We start from the raw sequence: 21,550 nt of genomic DNA, 5'->3' as shown, positions 1-21,550 counted from the left end.
GGGTGACATTTTATTTTGTAATTATGACCAGGGTCATAATTGTGGCTTCGGTTTTTTGCAATCTTTGTCACCATGAAATCAATCATCGCCCTAAGTATCCTTTTGCTCTACAGCATGGTACTCTTTAGGCCCGCCCTGCAGGTGGTTGATTATTACGTGCAGTTACAACAGTACAAAGCAAAGTGCGTCAACAAATCGAGGCCAGAGCTCCATTGCGACGGCACCTGTTTGCTGGCACAAAAAATAAAAGCCATGGAAGAGGAGCAGGGTTCGCCTGTGGCACCGAGCCCTGTAAAAATCAATATAAAAGATTTTCCGGTTGGCATTTTTCAGCATTTCACCTTGCAACAGCTTTTTAGAGCCGCCTTTAATGTCTCTGAAGTTTCCTATCTGGAAAAATTCGCCAGCCAGAGCGTTATCAACGACATCTTTCACCCGCCGTCTTCGCCTCTTCACCCTCTCGTTTGAGCAGTTGTTCAAACTCCTTACTTGTGATTAGAATTTGCTGTTCCTGCGCTCAGCAAACGTCAAATCCCTGAATAGTCTATTTGAAAATTGTCGAATGCACGGCCCTGGCTTGCCATCTGCGCTATGCTATGCAACATGCCGTGCCCAAAATGAATAACAAAATGAACGCATCTATCATAAAAACAATATTTTTCGGTGGGTTTATCACAACCCTGCTCTTTTCTTGCTCTTCCGACGACGAGCCATCTATCAACCCCACAGAAGGCCTCACAAAAATATCCGAAGCCTATGCCAATGGTGCAGCGGCCAAAGTCGAGATATGGGCAGCAGAGGAGCTGTTTGCCGGCTACAATCCCATTTACCTTTTTATCACCGATTCCCTGACAGGCGAGACAATTACTGACGCTCATATCACCCTGAGCCCGCTGATGACCATGGCCACTATGAGCCATTCCTGTCCCGTGGAAGTAACTGAAGGAGAAGCTGTAAACGACTTATTCCCAGCTGCAATTCTATTCAGTATGGCATCCGGAGAAATGGGTTCATGGTCACTTGAGGCCCATATTGACAATCACCTCAAAAATTTATCAGGCTCAGCAGCGTTCGACATCGAAGTAAAGGCCACCACGCCTTCCAGAGTGTCGGTATTTCAATCGGAAGCCGGACAGAAATATTATCTGTCTTATATGTTCCCCAAAGGAATGAAAGTGGGTGTCAACGACTTTGAGGTGGTAGCCTACACAACGAAAAACGGAGAATTTGTGCCAGTCGAGACGTTGTCGATTGAGTTTACGCCTGCAATGCCAGCCATGGATCACGGTTCGCCTAACAACGCAAATCCCACCTACGTGGCATCAGGGCACTACATGGGCAAAGCAAATTTCACTATGACGGGAGAATGGCGACTGAACCTTGCGCTCACAGATGGAGAAACCAGTCTGGGCACCAGGTCTTTCGACATAGTTGTAAACTAAAAAACTAATGCCTTTCACCACCCGGGCCGGTACCGGGTGGTGAAAAAAACAAAAAAATATAGTGATGAAAATCGGAGAAATATTGAGCATAATCGGCTTCATGATGGCCTTCTCCAGCTATGGACAGGCACCCGACAGCATTCGCACATTTGTTATGACTGAGGTGGTGGTGGGCAGCGAAAAACTGCATTCCGACACGTTGCAGAGCTTCTATCAGTCGAACACTTCGGCGACTACAGAAACCATTCTTTCCAGAATGAGTGGCGTTTCGCTTGTTCGCCGGGGGGCATATGGCCAGGAACCTGTGCTCAGAGGCCTCAGCGGTGGGCAAATCAATGTGACTATTGACGGAATGAAGATTTTTGGTGCCTGTACCGACAAAATGGATCCGGTTACCATCTATGTGGAACCGATGAACCTTTCGGTAATACAGGCCCTACCCGGCTCTCAGGGCGGGCAGTTTGGAAGCACCATAGGCGGATCGTTGAACATGAAGCTGGCCGAGCCCTTAGTTGGTGTCCCTGGGATACACGGACAAGCTGGCATCGACTACCAAGCATCGGCGGGTGCGGTCAATGCATTTTCCTCCGCCAATATCGCCAGAAACACAAGTGCCTACCGGGTGAATGCCACCTTTCGAAAAAGCAACAACTATCACGCCGGAGGAGGAGACGAAGTTGCCTATTCACAGTTTCAGAAGCTCAACGTTGGTGCATCCGGCAAGTGGGTGCTGGGAAAATTTGACACACTACAGGCCGACGCCATTTTTGATCAGGGCTGGAACATTGGCTTTCCTGCGCTGCCCATGGACGTGGGCACAGCTACCGCAGGCATCTACTCCGTCGGCTACAAAAACAGCACGCCATGGTGGTTTTTCCGTGATATCCGAGCCAAAGTTTATCAAAACAGCATTGCGCATAGCATGGATGACACACACCGGGAAAATGTGCCTATGCACATGGATATGCCGGGCAAAAGCACTACGACCGGAGGTTATTTAGAAGGCAGCGTTGGAATTTTCAGAGAGCAGAAAACCACCGTAAAAGCCGAATACTACTCCAATACATTAATAGGAGAAATGACAATGTTTCCAGCGGAAGGCCCACCGATGTACATGCAAACGGCACCTCAAACCACGAGGCAAAATGTGGGGTTGTATGCGCAGCAACAGATCAAATTTAGTCCGAAAGACAAAATGCAACTATCGGCAAGGGCAGATGCTTTCTTCGACAGAATGCATGACGGGATCGGAAGCCAGCAGTGGGAAGTTTTTGACAATGGGCTGGCCAAATCAACCACCAGAATACTAAAAACAGCCAACGCCAGTTTCACTCATTTTATCTCCGGCAATCTGCAAGTGGATGTTCAGGGTGGGTACGGTGAAAGAATCCCGACCCTCAACGAACGCTTCGGATTTTATCTATTCAACCGGCTGGATGGCTACGACTATATTGGGGATCCCGGTTTGAAAAACGAAACCTCCTGGAATGCGGAAACCACGCTGAGCTATTTCGGTCGCAATACAGAGTTTAGGCTCACGCCGTTTTTTAAAACCATCGACAACTACATCATGGGCCGGGTGGTGCCGGATCTAACCACAATGACCATTGGTGCCAGAGGGGTAAAGCAAAATGAAAACCTGGCCTGGGCGAGAATGACCGGTGTCGACATGCTGGTGATGTTCAGCCCCTTTAAGAATGTTCAACTGGTGTCGAACAATAAGTATACCTACGGCACCAATTCCCTGAACGAAGCAATGCCTCAAATCCCTCCCTTTAAATCTGTTTCTTCCGTCAGGCTACAGTTGGCTAAGTTTAACGCCCAGGCAGAGTATGAATGGGCGGCAGCCCAAAGCCATATCAGCAGCTCATTTGGAGAAATGAAAACAGCTTCTTACTACATCCTCAATTTTAGATCAGGCTGGAAAGTGAACAGCTCGTTTCAGGTGAATGGTGGCGTTGAAAATATATTAGATAGAAACTACAGAGAGCATCTTGACTGGGGAGGCATTCCCAGACCAGGGAGGAATTTCTACTTTAGCATCACCTGCAAATTTTAACCACCAAAAAGAGGTGCCAGATGGGTTTGTCACCTAAAAAAGTGAGTCTATTTGTTTGTTCAGTAACTAGATTATGTGTTGTATCTTCGGCTGAAGTTTTAGTTTTAATGGGGCGGGTGTAATAATTGGCACCCCTCTCGCCACTAATATTTCAAATTCAATCAGTCAACCCAAACTACTACAAGCCTTGAACATTCTCGTTACAGAACACATCCACAAGAGCTTTGGCGATTTCAAAGCGCTGGATGATGTAAGCATCACTATTCCCGAGAACACCATTTTCGGACTGCTTGGCCCCAATGGTGCCGGCAAAACCACCCTTATCCGTATCATCACACAAATCCTTATGGCCGATCAGGGCAAGGTCATGTTTCATGGGCGCCCGCTGGAGCTGGAAGATGTGCACCGCATCGGCTACCTGCCTGAAGAGCGGGGTCTCTACAAAAAAATGAAGGTGGGCGAGCAGCTGCTTTACCTGGCGCAACTCAAGGGAATGAGCAAAGCTGAGGCCACCAAAAAAATTAAGGCCTGGATGGAGAAATTCGACATCATTAGCTGGTGGGGCAAAAACGTGGAAGACCTTTCCAAAGGCATGGCGCAAAAAGTGCAGTTTATTGCCACGGTGCTGCACGAGCCGTCTTTAATTATCCTCGACGAACCTTTCTCCGGCTTCGACCCTGTGAACGCCAACCTGATCAGGGATGAAATCCTTGAAATGAAGAAAAAGGGCATCACCATTATTTTTTCCACCCACCGCATGGAGTCGGTGGAAGAGCTTTGTGACCATATTGCGCTCATCAACAAGTCGAAGAAAATACTGGAGGGGCCAAAGAAAGACATCAAGGAAACCTACAAGTCCAACACGTTCAATGTGCTCCACCATGGCAAAGTAAATGGGCTGCCCGCCGACTTTGACACTTTAAGTACTGAGGAAGTGGAAGGAGCCATTCACTCGACCATACAGATCAAATCGGCTCTCGGGCCTAACGATTTGCTCAAGGCGCTCATCAGCCAGGTGGAAGTGCATGAGTTTGTTGAAAAAATACCTAGCATGAACGAAATTTTTATCCAAAAAGTACAGGAGGGCGGCCATGAATAAGATATCACTCATTATAGCAAGAGAATACATCACCCGGGTGCGCAAGAAGTCATTTCTCGTCATGACCTTTGTAGGGCCACTACTCTTTGCATTGCTTATCATCGTGCCTACCTGGCTTGCTACCAGAGACGGTGATGAAAAGGTCATTGAGGTCGTTGACGAATCCGGCTTATTCAAAACTGTGTTAACCGACACCGACGAGATCAAATACTCTTTCATGAATGAAGACCCTGACGCCCTTAAGCAATCGCTTGAAGGCAGCGAGTATTATGGATTCCTTTACATTCCTAATATCGACATCGACAACCCTCAGGGCATTCAATTCTATTCCACGTCGAAGCCCAGCTTAAGTGTGATTGGCGATCTGGAATGGGGCATCAGGCAAAAAATTGAAAATATCAAGCTGGAAAAATCAGGTCTCGACAAACAAGTGCTCGACAACCTGAAGGCAAACGTCGACATTGCCACCATCAGCATCACTGACCAGGGCGAGCAGGAAAGCAGTTCTATTGCCGCTACCGGCATTGGTTACATTTCCTCATTGCTGATTTACTTCTTCATTTTCTTTTTTGGCGCCCAAATCATGCGTGGCATTATTGAAGAGAAAACCAGCAGGATCATTGAGGTAATTATCAGCTCAGTGAAGCCCTTCCAGTTGATGATGGGGAAAATAATAGGGGTTGGGGCTGTTGGGCTCACGCAGTTTCTGCTTTGGACACTCCTTACTTTTACAATTACCACGGTGCTCAGCAGTGTGTTTGGCTTCGAACCACAGGCTGCAAATAGCATGGTGAACGGCCAACCTGGCATGGCAGAAGTGCAGGCAGCAGCAGGCGATCAAAATGAATTCGCTAAAATCATGGGTGCCATAGGATCCATCAACATCCCGCAGGTGCTCTTCTTTTTTCTTATTTATTTCCTCGGCGGATACCTCCTTTATGGGTCGCTGTTCGCAGCCGTAGGTTCTGCCGTCGATTCGGAGGTCGACTCTCAGCAATTTATGCTGCCTGTCACTCTTCCGCTCATTCTTTCCATTGTTTCTCTGGGAGCAGTTTTGAATGAGCCGGACGGGTCTTTGGCCTTCTGGATGTCCATGATCCCGCTGACCTCTCCTGTCGTTATGATGATGCGGATACCCTTTGGCGTGCCCATTTGGCAACTCCTGCTTTCGGTTACTCTGCTAGCGGGTGGTTTCATGTTCACCGTCTGGCTTGCTGCCCGAATTTACAGGGTGGGCATTCTCATGCATGGCACCAAAGTGAATTACAAAGTGCTGGCCAAATGGTTTATGATGAAAAATTAGCAAGACAATATCTGCTCAAATTTCCCGTATCTTAGCTTTCACTTATAGTCAAAGATATTCGGAATGCAGTACCCCCTGAAAGAAGCCACTACCCTTGAATTTTATAAGGACAACTCCAATTTCAAATGGGTAGTGGTTTTAATTGCCATCCTGATCAGCATTGGGTCTATCTACTACACCAACATAGTTGTTGAGAGCCTTAAGGATCGGGAAAAGCGGCTGATCGACCTTTTTGCTAACACGCTGGAGTACACCGCCAACGAAGATGGAGAAGCTAACCTCACGTTCATTTTTGATGAAATCATTGTAGCCAATAACTCCATCCCGGTCATCATCGCCGACGAGTTTGGGATACCGTCTCAATCAAAAAATGTTAAAAAAGCTGACGAAGCAAAAACGGAAAGAGAGCGAATAAGAATCCTGGCAGAAACACTCAAGGACATGGAGAAAGACCATGAGCCTATCGTGGTTACACTGCGTAACAAAAACAAGAACTACGAAATTACGGGCTACAACTATATTTACTACCAAAACTCAGACCTTCTCAAGCAGCTGACCTATTACCCCTATATTCAGCTAACGGTCATTTTCCTCTTCGGGCTTATCGCCTACATCGCCTTCAACTCTTCCCGCTCGGCCGAGCAAAATAGGGTGTGGGTGGGCCTGGCCAAAGAAACAGCCCATCAGCTGGGCACGCCACTCTCCTCGCTCATGGCATGGGTGGAATATTTCAAAACAGATGATCGCTTCAAAGATTCGGACATTATCCCCGAGCTCAACAAAGACATCGAAAGGCTGGAAATGATCACCTCCAGGTTTTCAAATATTGGTTCGGTACCGCAGCTCAACGAAGAAAACCTCTACGACGCCTTAGAGGAAACCATCAATTATCTGCAAAAAAGAGTTTCCACCCGGGTAAAGTTTATTCTCAGCGCCTTCCCGAACAAAGATATCAAAGCCGACATTAATAAGCCCCTGTTTGCCTGGGTAGTGGAAAACCTCTGCAAAAATGCCGTGGATGCCATGAGTGGTACAGGCACCATCGAAATCAAAATCCTGAAAGCCAACGAGGGCAAGGTAATGGTCGACATCAGCGACACGGGAAAAGGAATTCCCAAATCAAAAATCGGTTCGGTATTCCAACCCGGCTACACTTCCAAGAAAAGAGGCTGGGGACTTGGGCTTACACTGGTGAAACGAATTATTGAAAATTATCACACCGGAAAGATTTTTGTTAAATCATCTGAGCTGGACAAAGGAACCACGTTTCGCATCGTTTTGAAAGTTTAGTTGAGAAAGACAAAATCGCCTCTCGAAGCCTCATTCTAAGTGGTTCACGCATAAGCTGAAAAGAATTCAAATTCTTTGGAATCAAGATGGAAATCAAACTTGGCTTTAAAGGATTATTGGTTTAATTTTGCACTTCGAAATTCAAAGTGACATAATTCTTATAACACTCACAAAATAATGGCGAACACCGGAAGAATAACCCAGGTAATTGGACCCGTCGTTGACGTTAGTTTTGAAGGCGAAGGCTCCAAACTGCCCGAAATCCTTGATGCCCTTAAGGTTACCAAAGAAAATGGCCAGGTAGTAATCCTGGAAGTACAGCAACACCTGGGCGAAGACAGGGTTCGTACTATAGCCATGGACAGTACAGATGGTTTGAGCAGAGGGATAGTAGTAACAGATACTGGCGCTCCTATTTCCATGCCCATCGGCGATGATATCAAGGGTCGTTTGTTCAACGTAGTTGGTGAAGCCATTGACGGCATTAGCCAGCCTGAAGGCAAAAAGAGGCTTCCTATTCACCGCTCTGCTCCAAGGTTCGAAGATCTTTCAACTTCTACTGAGGTGCTTTTTACAGGAATCAAAGTAATCGACCTTATCGAGCCTTACTCAAAAGGTGGTAAAATTGGTTTGTTCGGTGGTGCCGGTGTGGGTAAAACAGTATTGATCCAGGAATTGATCAATAACATCGCCAAAGCCTATGCAGGTCTTTCAGTATTTGCTGGTGTGGGTGAAAGAACACGTGAAGGAAATGACCTTCTTCGTGAAATGATTGAATCTGGTATTGTAAACTATGGCGACGACTTCCTCCATTCGATGGAAAAAGGTGGTTGGGATCTTAGCAAAGTAGATAAAAAGAAATTACTTGAGTCGAAGGCGACTTTCGTGTTTGGCCAAATGAACGAGCCCCCTGGGGCCCGTGCAAGAGTGGCTTTGTCGGGTCTTACCCTTGCGGAATACTACCGTGACGGTGATGGAACAGGCAAAGGAAAAGACATTCTTTTCTTTATCGACAATATCTTCCGTTTCACCCAGGCTGGTTCTGAGGTGTCTGCCCTTCTTGGTCGTATGCCTTCTGCGGTGGGTTACCAGCCTACGCTGGCTACCGAAATGGGTGCCATGCAGGAGAGAATTACTTCTACCAAAAATGGTTCTATCACATCAGTGCAGGCTGTTTATGTACCTGCTGATGACTTGACTGACCCTGCTCCGGCAACTACCTTCTCTCACCTTGATGCTACTACTGTACTTTCAAGAAAGATTTCTGAACTAGGTATTTATCCTGCCGTGGATCCTTTGGATTCTACGTCAAGAATTCTTTCAGCTGACATCGTGGGCGAAGAGCACTACAGATGTGCGCAAAACGTGAAGGAAATTCTTCAGCGCTACAAAGAACTTCAGGACATCATCGCCATTCTTGGTATGGATGAACTTTCTGACGAAGACAAGCAAGCTGTTTCACGAGCTCGTCGTGTGCAGCGTTTCCTTTCTCAGCCGTTCCACGTTGCCGAGCAGTTCACAGGTATCCCTGGCCAGCTGGTTGACATCAAGGACACTATCAAAGGCTTCAACATGATCATGGCTGGCGACGTTGATCACCTTCCTGAATCAGCGTTCAACCTGAAAGGAACTATTGAGCAGGCAATCGAAGCTGGCGAGAAAATGTTGGCTGAAGCTGCTAAAGCATAATCTGAAACTGTAGAACATGTATTTGGAAATTATCACACCCGATCGTAAAGTGTTTGAAGGAGAAGTTGATGCTGCTACCTTCCCTGGCAGCGACGGCTCGTTTCAGGTGCTGAACAATCACGCACCTATTATCAGCTCTTTGGCGAAGGGGGATTTAATCTACAAAACCAAAGAGGGATCAAAAATCCTTATAGTTGATGGTGGCGTGGTGGAGGTAAGAAACAATCATGTGATTGTTCTGGCGGAATCTGTGGAATAGATCATCAAAGCAAATAATAAAAGCCTCTGACAGCCCTTGTTGTCAGGGGCTTTTTTCGTTTTAACAGGCCTCGGAGGCCACTTCTGGGGCTGTTGCGCCATTGCCCCGGCATTCAAAATGAGTGTTAACTATTTAGACTACTTTTATCAATACATTATACTTACCTACTTCCTCATGAAAAGAATTCTGATCCTATTCGTTCTTGGACACCTTCTATTCGCCGGCTGCACCTCCGATCAGCCGACTACCCCCTGGCAGATTGGCCCCTTTGTCAAACAGGACGACGCCAACCCCATCTTAACTGCTCTCGATAGCACAACTTTTTTCTGTCCGGTAAGAATGGACAGTGTGTATTGGGAAGCAAAGGACGTATTCAACCCCACGGCGCTGGTAAGAAATGGGCAAGTGCACCTGCTCTACCGAGCCGAAGACAGGATCGGGAAATACGCAGGCACTTCCCGCATTGGATTGGCCGTCAGCGATGATGGTATTCACTTCGAAAGGATGCCAGCCCCCATTTTCTACCCCGAAAATGATGATCAAAGCAAATACGAGTGGGAAGGTGGCTGCGAAGACCCCAGGATTGTAGAAAGTAACGACGGCACCTACTTTATGACCTACACAGCTTACGATGGCGAAGTAGCACGACTGCTGGTGGCTTCCTCTAAGGATCTGGTGCGCTGGACAAAATACGGGCCGGTCTTTCAATCGACCGAAAACGGGAAGTTCCTCGACCTTTGGTCGAAATCAGGTGCTATAGTGACAAAAAGGGAGGGCGATAAATTTGTCGCTACCAAAATCAATGGCAAGTACTGGATGTACTGGGGCGACACCAACATTTACCTGGCCTGGTCCGACGACCTCATCAACTGGACGCCGGTAACAGATGATGCGGCAGGTGTTACCGACTACAAGCTGATGCCCATATTCGGCCCCAGACCGGGCAAGTTTGACAGCGATCTGGTAGAGCCTGGCCCACAGGCTTTCGTAACCGAACAGGGCATTCTCCTCATCTACAACAGCAGAAATTATGGAGAAAACCGGACGGCTGATTTGGCAGACGGCACCTACTCCGCAGGACAGATTCTTTTTGACATCAACGACCCCTCGAAGGTGGTAAGCCGCTCCGACGATTACTTTATGACACCCGATAAGGACTATGAAATCACCGGTCAGGTAAACAATGTGTGTTTTCTGGAAGGGTTAGTGAATTTCAAAGGCAAATGGTACTTATATTACGGAACCGCTGACTCAAAAATCGCAGCAGCGGTAAGTGAATAAAAATCTAATAAATCCGACGATGAAAAGATTAGCACTATTTCTGGCTATTGCTGCTTTCAGCACCGCTTCATTTGCCCAAAACAAACTCACCAAAGAAGAAAAAAAGGATGGCTATATGCTCCTTTTTAATGGAAAAGACCTGTCTGGTTGGGTAGGCAATAAGCAAGATTACGTGGCCGAAAACGGCACTATTGCAGTGAAAACAGATGCAGGTGGAAGCGGCAATCTTTATACTGAAAAGGAATACGGAGATTTCATTTTCCGTTTTGAGTTCAAGCTAACACCTGACGCCAACAACGGCCTGGGCATTCGCACACCGCTGGAAGGTGATGCTGCTTATGTAGGCATGGAGCTGCAGATATTAGACAACACTGCCGAAATGTACTCCAAGCTTCAGCCCTATCAATACCATGGCTCTGTATACGGTGTTATTCCGGCTAAAAAAGGTTTTCTAAAACCTGTCGGCGAGTGGAACTACGAAGAAGTCGAGGTAAAGGGAAACAAGGTGAAGGTGACCCTGAATGGCGAAGTGATTGTGGATGGAGATATCGCCGAGGCCAGCAAAGACGGCACCATGGATCATAAAGAGCACCCAGGTCTAAAAAACAAGAAAGGTTACATTGGCTTTTTAGGCCACGGCTCAGAATTGTATTTCAGGAGTATCAGGATTAAGGAGCTTGATTGAATAACTCATCAACAAATCAGTATTCAGGTTTTAGGATAACAGAACCTCCGCCGGGATATTGAATTCCTTGTGAAATAGCTTAGCCAATTCCAGGGTTAAAGGCTTTCGTTTGTTCAAAAGTGAGGAAACATGACCTTTGCTCCCATACTTTCCTACCAGGTCTTTATTCCGGAGGCCTAGCTCTGACATTTTTAACCTGATCGCATCTATCGGGTCAGGTAATGGGACTGGAAAGTGTTCGTCTTCAAACTGCTTAATAAGGAGCAAAGCAACTTCCACCTTTTTACCGACAGGGGAATCTGGAGCAACTTTTTTGTCAAACATTTCATCCACCCATTCAAGATAAGCTTCGTATTCAGCTTCGTTTTTTATCACCGCCAGTTCCATCCTATTTCTTTTTAAATTGTACAGTTGCTACATCTATTTTGTCATATTCGGCATGAGTGCCAAACCACTTGACTTGGATCACCTTAAACTCAAATATAATGCGGACGACAAGTCTGTATTTATTCCCCATTATGTTAAACACGACCCGATCATCTCCGACCAAGCTGGCATTGGCATACACATTCTTCAAGTCATTAAAGCTTTCAAAATCAGCTTTCACTAATTCATGATACCACTCGAATAGCGCTGTCGCAGCCAATGGGTATTTTTCTGTGTACTCCAGCAGGGTCCTTCTTGTTATGACATTGAACACCTGTCAAATATAAAAAGTTTTCCTGAAGAAAACTGCCGAGTAAGATAGAACGTATTTCGGAGTCCATAAAATGGATCAAGCGGAAAATCTGTGGAGTAAGACTCTGAAATAACGTTGTACCAATTGGCGAACGATAGACAATAAAGAAGCAAAACTGGTTCAATGCGTCCCGCTTGGACCTTTTGCTTCTTTATGTAATGAGAAGATACTCTTGCAAAAAAAACAATCCCCAGAAATATTGCTTGATCCCATAAAATACTTCGCTAGCATGGACAACGAGCACCGTAAACGCAAAAAAGCCATCACTTCTGATGGCTTTTTTACTTCCGCTCCTCCTCTTGGGCTCGAATCGTGCGACGAACCGCAAGTACCCTCCAATTAAAAGTCAGATGCTACACTAAAACCGACTAGTACCTCAAAGACCAATCAGGCAGCTCAACAAAAAAAGCCATCACTTCTGATGGCTTTTTTACTTCCGCTCCTCCTCTTGGGCTCGAACCAAGGACCCTCTGATTAACAGTCAGATGCTCTAACCAGCTGAGCTAAGGAGGAATTTTCTGGTTCCAATTAACTTACCAAAAGAGAGGCTCGTCAAATGGGAATGCAATATTAGCAGGTTCATTTTAATTGTGCAAAAACAGCGGCCATATTTTCCGTATTCACTCATATAATTTTTTGTGCCAACAATCTGCTATTTTAGCTAGCGGAACACAATGCCTGTTAAAAAACGTTAACGTAGCATCACAGACGATCCTATTTCGTTACACTAGTGTTAACTGACTAAAAAAAACCGAGTTATGAATAAAAGACAAATTTATGTAGCGATGCTATTCTCCTCTCTTTTGAGTGCGATGATAGCTATAGGCGGGTATCAACTGCTAAACAATCAGAATGATGAGTTTTCATCGTTCGAAGACCGTCAGAATGTAAGGTTCTCCAATTTCCTTGACACCACAAGCGTGGTAGTGCCGGAAGGACTTAATTTTGTGTATGCTGCCAAAGCAGCCACGCCAGGTGTGGTGCATATCAGGTCAAAATACACCTCTACACCCACTGCCAGCAACAATCAATTTGACCAGTACTTTCAAGACTTTTTTGGTAACAGGGGGCAAAGGGCTCCATCAGGTGCCAGCGGCTCAGGTGTGATTATATCCGATAATGGCTATATCGTGACCAATAACCACGTGGTGGAAAATGCATCAGAGGTGGAAGTGCTTTTGAATGACAACAGAACTTTCGATGCCAAGGTAGTGGGTACTGACCCAACAACTGACTTAGCACTATTGAAAATTGAGGGCAAAAACCTTCCCTTCGTTAAGTTTGGGAGCTCAGAGCATATCAATGTCGGCGAGTGGGTACTGGCCATTGGTAATCCTTTCGAGTTTAGGTCAACTGTAACGGCTGGTATTGTGAGCGCCACCGGCAGAAACATCAATATACTTCGTGACCCCAGCAATAGAAACCTGCAAATCGAGTCGTTCATACAGACAGATGCAGCCGTCAACCCGGGCAATAGCGGTGGAGCGCTGGTCAACCTCAGGGGCGAGCTTGTTGGCATCAACACGGCCATCGCTACCCACACCGGCTCCTATTCGGGGTATTCCTTCGCTGTGCCCACAACTCTGGTAAAGAAGGTAATGGATGATTTGAAGGAATATGGCGTGGTTCAGAGAGCCCTGCTAGGGGTAAACATTGTAGATGTGAATTCTGCGCTGGCCGAAGCAAGGGGACTCAATGTACTGAAGGGCATCTCCATTGAAAATGTTAATCCCAACAGCGGCGCTGCTGATGCCGGTCTGGAAAAAGGCGACGTGATTGTTGCCATTGATGGGAAGACGGTTGACAACGTAGCCAAGCTGCAAGAAAAGATTGCAGTTAAAAGACCTGGCGACAAAGTGGAAGTTGGTTACATAAGAGATGGTAAAGAAAATACCGTGAAGGTAACGCTGAAAAGCACGTCTGATTCCATCGAGGTTGTGGAAGCCAGAAGCGCCTTCTCAATAGAAGGAAGCAACTTTACAGATGTGAGCAGGGAAGAGCTACAGAAGCTGCAAATTGAAGGCGGCGCCAAAGCAACAGAGGTGAATGACGGTAAATGGAAAGAAGCCGGTGTTCGTGCCGGGTTCATCATCACCAATATCGACAAAACCACTATCAGAAATATTCAGGATTTGGCAAGAGTGATGGCCAATAAGAGAGGTGGCACACTGATTGAAGGTGTGTACCCCGACGGCACCGAGGCCTTCTACGGCATAGGCTGGTAGTAGCCTTAGATCGCTTTATTAAACAAAAAAAGGGTTCACTTGGCATGAACCCTTTTTTTTTGAACACCTTACCCCAGCCTTTTACCTCAACCAGCTACTAAGCATCCAAATCGTCTTTTCCTGTTTGGCCAGCAAGTCGGATATCAGAGAGTTAGTGCCTTCATCATTCGCTTCGGCACTCTGATCCAGAATAGGCCTTTCCAAATTCACAAGCTCGATATACTGCTCAAGAATGCTCTCAACAGCAGTTCTTGCCTCGCTTACTTCAGTCACCTCTCTGATTTTGCTCTCCTTCAGATACTGACTGATAGAGTGCAAAGGCACACCGCCAATTGTGAGAATTCTTTCAGCAATTGCGTCTACGTCTTCTGCGGCGGCTGTGTAGTATTCTTCAAATTTTTCATGCAGCCCAAAGAACTTCTCACCTTTGATGTTCCAGTGAAAGCCTCGGAGATTTTGATAGAACACCTGATAGCTGGCAAGCAAACTGTTCAAAGCCTTTACTTCACTCGCAGCAACATCTTCATCTATTCCTATGTAATTCATGATACTGTTGGTTTAAATTGTTATCCTTTTACAGTTAGATAACATTCAAAACCACGCAATAGATCACTCAAACTGATTGTTATTGTCGATCTGACTATAGGTATTGTCTATGGAGATTAGCACGAAAGCGAATTAACAAAATGAAGTGCTTGCAGTAGCTTCTTCAAGCTTTCCTGAATTTAATTTTGTAGTCCTGGATTGCTTTTTCAACGATTTCTATTGCCACTTTTTTATCCATAAAGTCGTGCACCACTACAGTTTTGTGTTCCAACTTTTTGTAGTCTTCGAAAAAATTCTGGATTTCATTTTTAAAGTGATCAGGCAGCTCACTGATATCGTTGTAATGGTTCCAGCTCATGTCGTGCTGAGCCACGGCAATGATCTTATCGTCAGCCTCGCCCTGGTCGAGCATGCGCATCACGCCAATTACTTTGGCAGGCACTATGCAAAGAGGCACCACTTCGATTTGCGACAACACCAGAATATCCAATGGATCCTTGTCGTCACAATAGGTTTGAGGGATAAACCCGTAGTTGGCCGGATAGTAAACTGAAGAATAAAGTACCCTGTCGAGCATCAGTAAACCACTGTCCTTATCGAGCTCATATTTGGCTCGGCTGTTTTTTGGTATCTCAATGATGCCATTAATGATTTCCGGTGCCTTTTCGCCAAGGCTTACATGGTGCCAGGGATTAAATCTATCCATAGTTATTGATTGATGTGTAAGTAAAGGTAAGCATCTGCCAGCAGAATTCGCAACTACTGAAACCGCCAAACAGCGAGCATGCACACTTGAGCCGTAAACTCAAAATCAAATGGCGGTAAATTGGTTTTTTCACTTTTTCCTTACAAAAGTGAAACTTATCGTTGTCGATTCAGTATATTACTTACAATACTGAATAAAATATGGAAAATCTAAAGTTGGGCAATTTTGAAGAGATCGTGCTGCTGCTCGTCGGGGTGCTATACAATGGTGCCTACTCCGTTGCCATTGTAGAAGAGTACAAAAAGCAAACCGGCAAGAGCATCAACATCAGCGCCATACACACGGTATTGTACCGGCTGGAAGAGAAGGGTTTCCTGGAATCGAAACTAGGCGAGGCAGGTGATTTTAGAGGAGGCAAGCGCAAGAGACTGTTTTATCTCACACCATACGCACGAAAGGCTCTGGAGGAAATAGCTTCGCTTCGGGAGCAACTACGCAGTCAAATTCCAGCCATTTCCATACAATAGTTTGCCAGGTCATGAGTCACGAAAAACATTTCCCTCCACCATTAGCGCTGAAGTTTTTTCGGTGGTACTGCCGCAAAGACAGGCTGGAGGAGCTGGAGGGCGACCTGGAAGAAAGCTTTTATGCCATGCTACATTCTGGCAAAGCGCCCGGTCTGGCCAAGATGATTTGTTGGTGGAACGTGATCAGGTGCTTTCGAAGCTATGCATTTAAACGTTCGGCCACTTATCGTTCAACAAATGTCTATTCCATGCTAACCAACTATCTGAAGGTCATTCGCCGAAACTTCTCCAAGCAAAGAGCCTATGCCCTGCTTAATATCACAGGACTGGCTATCGGGTTTGCGGCCTTTATTCTAATTGCAATTTACCTGCATTTCGAAACAAGTTTTGAAAACTTCCACACAAAATCGGATCGGATCTACCGGCTTACTGTCCACTACACATCACCCAGCGGCTACGACACACACTTCGCCAGAGTAGATACCGACTGGATCAACGGAATTCCCGAAGAAATTCCTGAAGCAGAGAAGCTCATCCGTTTTCAAAACCATGAGCCTAAGTTTGTGCGAATTGGTGAAGAAAAATTCAGGCAGGACAATGCTTTTGTAACAGACAAAGATGTCTTCGAAGTTTTCAACTTCCCTCTTACAAAAGGTGATACAAAAACGGCCCTGGCCGAGCCGCTTTCCATCGTGATATCGGAGGCTGTTGCCGAAAAGTACTTTGCAAACGAAGACCCGATGGGCAAAGAAATATTCATCACTGGCTACTGGTCTACCGACGAAACCGTCTATAAGGTTACCGGCGTGATGAAAAACCTGGCGTCCAATACCCACCTCCCCGTCGATATGTTGATTTCCTTTCGGAACGAAGCCGAAAGGTCATGGTGGGCCTATACCTACGTGTTGTTTCAGGAGGGTACCAACATGGTGTCTGTTCAGAAAAAGCTGGAAGCAATGGCTATAAAGATAAACGGAGACCAGGCGCTCCAGGGCGCAGAGTTTGTCTTTCAGCCTTTGAGCGACATCCACCTCCATTCAAATCTGGCCCGGGAAATAAAGCCCAACGGTTCTATTACCTATGTTAAAATATTCTTGCTGGTCGCCATACTTATATTGGCGTTGGCTGTGATCAATTTCATGAACCTGACCAGTGCCATGTCAATTGCCCGGTCAAAGGAAATTGGCGTCCGAAAGATACTTGGCGCCGAAAGTCAGCAGATAGTTTTTTACTCATTGACTGAATCTGTGCTGTTCAGCATGGCGGCAGCAGGGCTTGGTTTGATCCTGGCCTTTTTGGCTTTACCTGTTTTCAGCGAACTAACAGGCACCGAGAATCTTTTACCGCCTTTTGTACTCGTTTCCGTATTGATCGGCGTGACAGTAGTTACCGGACTGCTTGGAGGTTTCTACCCGGCTTTTGTCCTTTCTTCTTTCAAGCCTGTGAACATCATCAAAACCAGCAAAGCCTTTTCAATTGGTAAAAAAACAGGACGATTTAGTATAAAAAGAGTACTGATTAGCCTGCAGTTCGGCATATCCATTCTGCTCATCGCCAGCGCCATGATAGCCCGTCAGCAGTTCGTGTTTCTCAACGAGAAAAACCTTGGTATGGAAAAAGACCAGGTAATTGCCCTGCCCGGCGTGCCGGATACCGTAAAAGACAAGTTCAAATTGTTCAAAGACAAGCTGGAAGGACAACCTGGCATCAAAGGAGTCAGCGCCTGTCTCGAAGTGCCCTCCAGAGAAATAAGGGATGGTGGCACCGTAACGGCTGAAGGCATACAGGAAAACGTTGATGATGCCCCCTCCATGGACATCCAGGTGATAGACCACGACTTTATCGACGTAATGGGAATGGAGCTGCTGGCAGGCGAGCCATTACCAAAAAGCCTAGCCTACGAGCCGCTTCCTCAGCTAACGGGTGCCAACAACGATGTTGAAGAATACCTGCTCAGCAAAAGAAGGGCCTACCTCCTCAACGAAACTGCCATGCATGCTATTGGTTGGCAAACCCCCGAAGAGGCTATTGGCAAAAATGTGGACTGGAACCAGGGCACCTATAAGCTTGCGAAGGGGCCCGTTGTAGGGGTAGTGAGGGACTTTCATCAGGAAACCCTGAAGAACAAAGTGGATCCTATCATCATGGTTTTTGAACCGTTATGGTTGCGCACGTTTTTGGTAAAACTTGAAACCAATGACGTAGCCTCAACGATGTCCGTTATAGAAGGTGCCTGGAATGAGCTTTTTCCAAAGTACCCTTTCGAGTACCAGTTTCTTGATGAGCTTTATGAGAACCTCTATCAAAATGAAAGGCAACAGCTTCAATTGCTCTATCTGTTAAGCGGGCTGGCTATTACTATCGCCTTTATTGGTTTGTTTGGGTTGATTGCTTACTCGCTGAAAACAAGAGTAAAAGAGATGGCCATCAGGAAGGTGATGGGAGCCAATTTCACCTCGCTTATCCGGCTAATTGGTAAAGAATACCTGCTGGTGATGCTTGCTGGCGCAGCGCTGGCCATTCCATTGAGCTATTTCTGGGTAAGTAAATGGCTGGAGAACTTCGCCTATAGGATTGATATATCTGTGATGAGCTATTTGATTACTTTGGCGGGCATCTGCCTGTTGCTTATGGCCACAGTGGCACTGCAAACTATCAAAACTTCTGGCAACAATCCGGCAGATACATTAAGAGAAGAGTAAAAAATGGACGGGAAATTGGGCAACCTCCACCAACCGAAGAACCTATCCACCTTTTCGTCAAAGGCTGCCCGGGCAACCGTAGCGACTGCCTTTATTTCCCTAGAAGCTTACTGAAGAGGTAAAAAAAGACCGGCCTTCTGCCGGTCTAATCAACCTACCAACCAATGTTCCTGCATTAGTTATTCACTTCAGGCTTATAGTTTTTGTACGCTGGGCCTTTGAGTCCCTTTGTGTTTTTTCCTTTTAATTCATCAAGCCTAACCACTTCAAACTCGGACTTGTCAATATCCCAGTGCTTTTGGTTTTTCGCCTCTGGCCCCTTGGCTGTAGGAGTTTCTCCTCTTACCAGCAATGTGCTGCTGCCTTTATACTTTTCAGTCGGGCTGGCATTTTTGTACGCCGGTCCTTTCAAAGACTTGCTTTGTGCATTGGCACTGAAACAAATAGCCAGGCCAAGAATAAGGGTTGTTGCTGCTGCCTTTAACATAATTAGGGTGCGTTTAATGTTCATACAAATAAACGCAACAACGGCACCCCCGGCCTTCGCAAAAAATGGGTAATTGGATATGTGGAAAATACGTAATGATATGTGGAAAATACGTAACGCTAAATGAGCTTGCGCCGGTAAGCCGCATTTATCATCTCAGAAGCGTTGGCGGCACCCAGCTTTTTCATGATACGGGACCGGTGCGTTTCGACAGTTCGAACGCTGATAAATAATTTGTCTGCAATTTCTTTAGTGATCTTTCCCTCGGCCACCATTTTCACAATCTCAATTTCCCTTTCTGAAAGAATAGGTGAGGGGCTTCCCGGCCCGGACATATCCTCCAGCAAAAGCTCCGATATCTTATTTTTAAAGTGCCGCTTTCCGAGGTATACCCCACGTATAGCTTCCCGCAATTCGTTTTCACTAGTGTCTTTGAGCAAGTATCCCGACGCTCCTTTTTTGAGGCTCTCCTTTACGTACTGGAGTTCCTCATGCATAGTTAGCATGATGCATTTTGTGTCAGGATATTTTTCCCTCACCAAAGGCAGAATATCGAGTCCAGACTTGTCCGGTAAAGAAATATCCAGCAGAATGATGTCTGCCTTGGTGGTTGCCAGCTGGTTCAGGAGTGCCTCGCCAGTTTCGGCCTCACCAACAATTTCAACGCTCTCTTGCGCCAGCAGCAAAGCCCTGAGGCCATTCCGAAATAGCTGGTGATCATCGGCAATAATAATTCTAATAGTACTCATGATATCGGAATTTCTATCTCTATGCCTGTTCCTGTTTCTTCTGATTCTATATAAAAAACACCGCCCATTAATCTTACCCTCTCCTCTATATTTCTGAGCCCCAGGCCGGTGAATCCATCTTTCTGCCCAACTTCAAAGCCTATGCCATTGTCCTTAATATACAATGCCAGATGATCATCGAAAACAGTGATTGAAAGTTGAATTTCGTCACACTGGGCATGCTTGATGGCATTGTTGATGGCCTCCTGCACTACCCTGTAAATATATACTTGCTTATCCTTCTCAAGTTTATAGTTGGAGTTCTCCAGCTCATTAAAAAATAAAACTTTGATCTGAGTACTGTCTTCAATGTCTGAAATAAGCTGTTCAAGAGCCTCGCTTAGTCCAAAATCCCGAAGCACAGCCGGCATCAGGTTCCTTGCCAGGCTTCGGGTCTCCGAAATAGTTCTTTCTATCAAGTCTCTTATGTCAGCACTTTCATCCATAACACCGCTCTTCTCCATTCTTAGCTTCAAAGTAGTAAGCAACGCCCCGAGCCCATCGTGCAAATCTCTGGAAATCCTTTCCCGGTCTTTTTCCTGGGCTTCGATCAGTATCCTTTTGGAGTTGAGCTCCAACGCATTCTTTTCGTTGTTCAATGTAACCAGCTGATCCCGCATTTGAAGAATGGCTTTCCCCAACTCATCGTGGCTGCTCAGCATTACATAGGTCGACTCCATCTTGCCTTCACCGATGTCAGAGGCAAACGATGCAATCTGTTTCAAAGACCGAATAAGCTTGTCCATCGACTGTGTGATCTGCTGCATTTCAAGCACAGGGCCAGATGGTCTGATGTCGGAAGGTAAGGTTCCCAGCGACAGTTGGTCAGCCACTCTTCGAAGTTGCACAATGGGGTTCGACAGAATTTTACCGAGAAAAACAGAAATGGCTAACGACACCGCCATCAAAATCCCGACAACTATGACCATCTTCTCTCTAATCGAATAGATAGGCCTCATGAGCTCGTCGAGGTCAATTTCTGTTAAGAGGGCCATTTTTATCCCATAAAAATCAACGGGCCGAAAAGCTCCCATCACGCCCACATCCCGGTAGTCTGTATAGATTGTGACGTCTTCTTTGCCGCCAATGGCCGACAGCACACCGTGGCTGGGGCTCGATATGTTAGTAGGATACTCCTGAGGGTGGAAGAGAGAGGCCGACATGAGGCGGTGTCGCTCATTAACTACGTACGACTCGCCGGTTACACCAAGCCCGGTACGCTCCAGTAGAATGTCCTGGATGTCCTGCAAGCCAAAAACCAGGCGGACTTGCCTTTTCTCACTCGTGAAAAGAAAATTGTAATAGGTGGAGTCTACGTCGAGGCTGGCTACGAACCGAACCTGATTGGGGTCAAATTCGTGCAAAAGCTCAATCCGTTTTATTTCGGATATCGACTGTAGGTTTTCCACCAGGTCGGCCTCATTTACGCCATGAAGGTCGGCGTTGGATAAAATATGATCCGCCTCTTGCTTCTTGTCTCGCAGGTGAAGCTCAATGAGCCGTCTTTTAAGAATATTAACGGCGTTTAGCTTGTCTTTTGCTCTTAAAACAAGCTCCTCTTCAAGGCTAGAATAGGTAATATTGAACACCACCAGAATAAAAATGGTGCTGAAGACAAAGAGGCAAAGGGTGAGCCATATGTTGAGCTTTAGCTTCAAGGCAGACTTGACTATTCTTGATTAAGTCGCCAAGATGCAACCTTTATTTAATAATGGAAAGAGAG

At 46.1% G+C, this 21,550-nt stretch carries 20 protein-coding genes and 1 tRNA gene; 13 read left to right on the top strand and 8 right to left on the bottom strand.

What is annotated here, in order from left to right; all coding sequences use genetic code 11:
- Nucleotides 1-72 precede the first annotated feature (72 nt).
- From GC130_RS00660 to GC130_RS00615, 10 genes are all read left to right on the top strand, one after another.
- The gene (locus GC130_RS00660) at nt 73-468 is read left to right on the top strand and encodes a hypothetical protein (protein ID WP_151996313.1); all 396 of its coding nucleotides are present in this window, start codon (nt 73-75) and stop codon (nt 466-468) included.
- 161 nt (nt 469-629) lie between these two features.
- The gene (locus GC130_RS00655) at nt 630-1,442 is read left to right on the top strand and encodes a FixH family protein (protein ID WP_193217719.1); all 813 of its coding nucleotides are present in this window, start codon (nt 630-632) and stop codon (nt 1,440-1,442) included.
- A gap of 64 nt (nt 1,443-1,506) precedes the next feature.
- Nucleotides 1,507-3,501 (top strand): TonB-dependent receptor, encoded by a 1,995-nt coding sequence (locus tag GC130_RS00650; protein WP_151996311.1) that lies wholly within the window; start codon nt 1,507-1,509, stop codon nt 3,499-3,501.
- Between the two features lie 187 nt (nt 3,502-3,688).
- Complete coding sequence (locus GC130_RS00645) at nt 3,689-4,600, top strand: ABC transporter ATP-binding protein (protein WP_151996310.1); 912 nt, start codon at nt 3,689-3,691, stop codon at nt 4,598-4,600.
- A complete protein-coding gene (locus GC130_RS00640; protein ID WP_151996309.1) occupies nt 4,593-5,903 on the top strand; it encodes an ABC transporter permease in 1,311 nt (436 codons plus the stop codon). The genes GC130_RS00645 and GC130_RS00640 overlap by 8 nt, the downstream gene beginning before the upstream one ends.
- Before the next feature lie 63 nt (nt 5,904-5,966).
- Entirely contained in the window at nt 5,967-7,193 is a 1,227-nt protein-coding gene (locus tag GC130_RS00635) for a HAMP domain-containing sensor histidine kinase (protein ID WP_151996308.1), read from the top strand.
- Between the two features lie 177 nt (nt 7,194-7,370).
- Nucleotides 7,371-8,882, top strand: coding sequence for a F0F1 ATP synthase subunit beta (gene atpD, locus GC130_RS00630; RefSeq protein ID WP_151996307.1), 1,512 nt, complete (start codon nt 7,371-7,373; stop codon nt 8,880-8,882).
- 16 nt (nt 8,883-8,898) lie between these two features.
- Entirely contained in the window at nt 8,899-9,141 is a 243-nt protein-coding gene (gene atpC / locus GC130_RS00625; protein WP_151996306.1) for an ATP synthase F1 subunit epsilon, read from the top strand.
- Nucleotides 9,142-9,315: 174 nt separating this feature from the next.
- Complete coding sequence (locus tag GC130_RS00620) at nt 9,316-10,422, top strand: glycoside hydrolase family 130 protein (RefSeq protein WP_151996305.1); 1,107 nt, start codon at nt 9,316-9,318, stop codon at nt 10,420-10,422.
- 19 nt (nt 10,423-10,441) lie between these two features.
- On the top strand, nt 10,442-11,107 hold the full coding sequence (locus GC130_RS00615) for a DUF1080 domain-containing protein (RefSeq protein ID WP_151996304.1): 666 nt from the start codon (nt 10,442-10,444) through the stop codon (nt 11,105-11,107).
- Between the two features lie 30 nt (nt 11,108-11,137).
- Here GC130_RS00615 and GC130_RS00610 read toward each other — a convergent pair whose 3' ends face one another.
- From GC130_RS00610 to GC130_RS00600, 3 genes are all read right to left on the bottom strand, one after another.
- On the bottom strand, nt 11,138-11,494 hold the full coding sequence (locus tag GC130_RS00610; protein WP_151996303.1) for a type II toxin-antitoxin system HigA family antitoxin: 357 nt from the start codon (nt 11,492-11,494) through the stop codon (nt 11,138-11,140).
- Nucleotide 11,495: 1 nt separating this feature from the next.
- Nucleotides 11,496-11,807, bottom strand: coding sequence for a type II toxin-antitoxin system HigB family toxin (locus GC130_RS00605; protein ID WP_151996302.1), 312 nt, complete (start codon nt 11,805-11,807; stop codon nt 11,496-11,498).
- A 478-nt stretch (nt 11,808-12,285) separates the two neighbouring features.
- Nucleotides 12,286-12,359, bottom strand: a tRNA-Asn gene (locus GC130_RS00600).
- A 245-nt stretch (nt 12,360-12,604) separates the two neighbouring features.
- Here GC130_RS00600 and GC130_RS00595 point away from each other — a divergent pair.
- A complete protein-coding gene (locus GC130_RS00595) occupies nt 12,605-14,071 on the top strand; it encodes a Do family serine endopeptidase (RefSeq protein WP_151996301.1) in 1,467 nt (488 codons plus the stop codon).
- A gap of 81 nt (nt 14,072-14,152) precedes the next feature.
- Here GC130_RS00595 and GC130_RS00590 read toward each other — a convergent pair whose 3' ends face one another.
- Together GC130_RS00590 and GC130_RS00585 are read right to left on the bottom strand one after the other, a co-directional pair.
- Nucleotides 14,153-14,617 (bottom strand): Dps family protein, encoded by a 465-nt coding sequence (locus GC130_RS00590; protein ID WP_151996300.1) that lies wholly within the window; start codon nt 14,615-14,617, stop codon nt 14,153-14,155.
- A 163-nt stretch (nt 14,618-14,780) separates the two neighbouring features.
- On the bottom strand, nt 14,781-15,323 hold the full coding sequence (locus GC130_RS00585; RefSeq protein ID WP_151996299.1) for an inorganic diphosphatase: 543 nt from the start codon (nt 15,321-15,323) through the stop codon (nt 14,781-14,783).
- Between the two features lie 200 nt (nt 15,324-15,523).
- Here GC130_RS00585 and GC130_RS00580 point away from each other — a divergent pair, with 200 nt between their 5' ends.
- Together GC130_RS00580 and GC130_RS00575 are read left to right on the top strand one after the other, a co-directional pair.
- Complete coding sequence (locus tag GC130_RS00580; protein ID WP_151996298.1) at nt 15,524-15,850, top strand: PadR family transcriptional regulator; 327 nt, start codon at nt 15,524-15,526, stop codon at nt 15,848-15,850.
- 11 nt (nt 15,851-15,861) lie between these two features.
- Nucleotides 15,862-18,552, top strand: a complete 2,691-nt coding sequence (locus GC130_RS00575) for an ABC transporter permease (protein WP_151996297.1) — start codon at nt 15,862-15,864, stop codon at nt 18,550-18,552.
- Nucleotides 18,553-18,727: 175 nt separating this feature from the next.
- Here GC130_RS00575 and GC130_RS00570 read toward each other — a convergent pair whose 3' ends face one another.
- The 3 genes from GC130_RS00570 to GC130_RS00560 form a co-directional block, all read right to left on the bottom strand.
- Nucleotides 18,728-19,039 (bottom strand): hypothetical protein, encoded by a 312-nt coding sequence (locus GC130_RS00570; protein ID WP_151996296.1) that lies wholly within the window; start codon nt 19,037-19,039, stop codon nt 18,728-18,730.
- A gap of 119 nt (nt 19,040-19,158) precedes the next feature.
- Nucleotides 19,159-19,788, bottom strand: coding sequence for a response regulator transcription factor (locus GC130_RS00565; protein WP_151996295.1), 630 nt, complete (start codon nt 19,786-19,788; stop codon nt 19,159-19,161).
- Nucleotides 19,785-21,485, bottom strand: coding sequence for a sensor histidine kinase (locus tag GC130_RS00560; RefSeq protein WP_151996294.1), 1,701 nt, complete (start codon nt 21,483-21,485; stop codon nt 19,785-19,787). The genes GC130_RS00565 and GC130_RS00560 overlap by 4 nt, the downstream gene beginning before the upstream one ends.
- Nucleotides 21,486-21,550: the final 65 nt, after the last annotated feature.

Origin of the sequence: Imperialibacter sp. EC-SDR9 (genome assembly GCF_902498805.1) — a bacterium.
GTDB lineage: Bacteria > Bacteroidota > Bacteroidia > Cytophagales > Cyclobacteriaceae > Imperialibacter.
The sequence above is the reverse complement of the archived record's forward strand: the minus strand, read 5'-3'. Positions and strand labels throughout refer to the sequence as shown.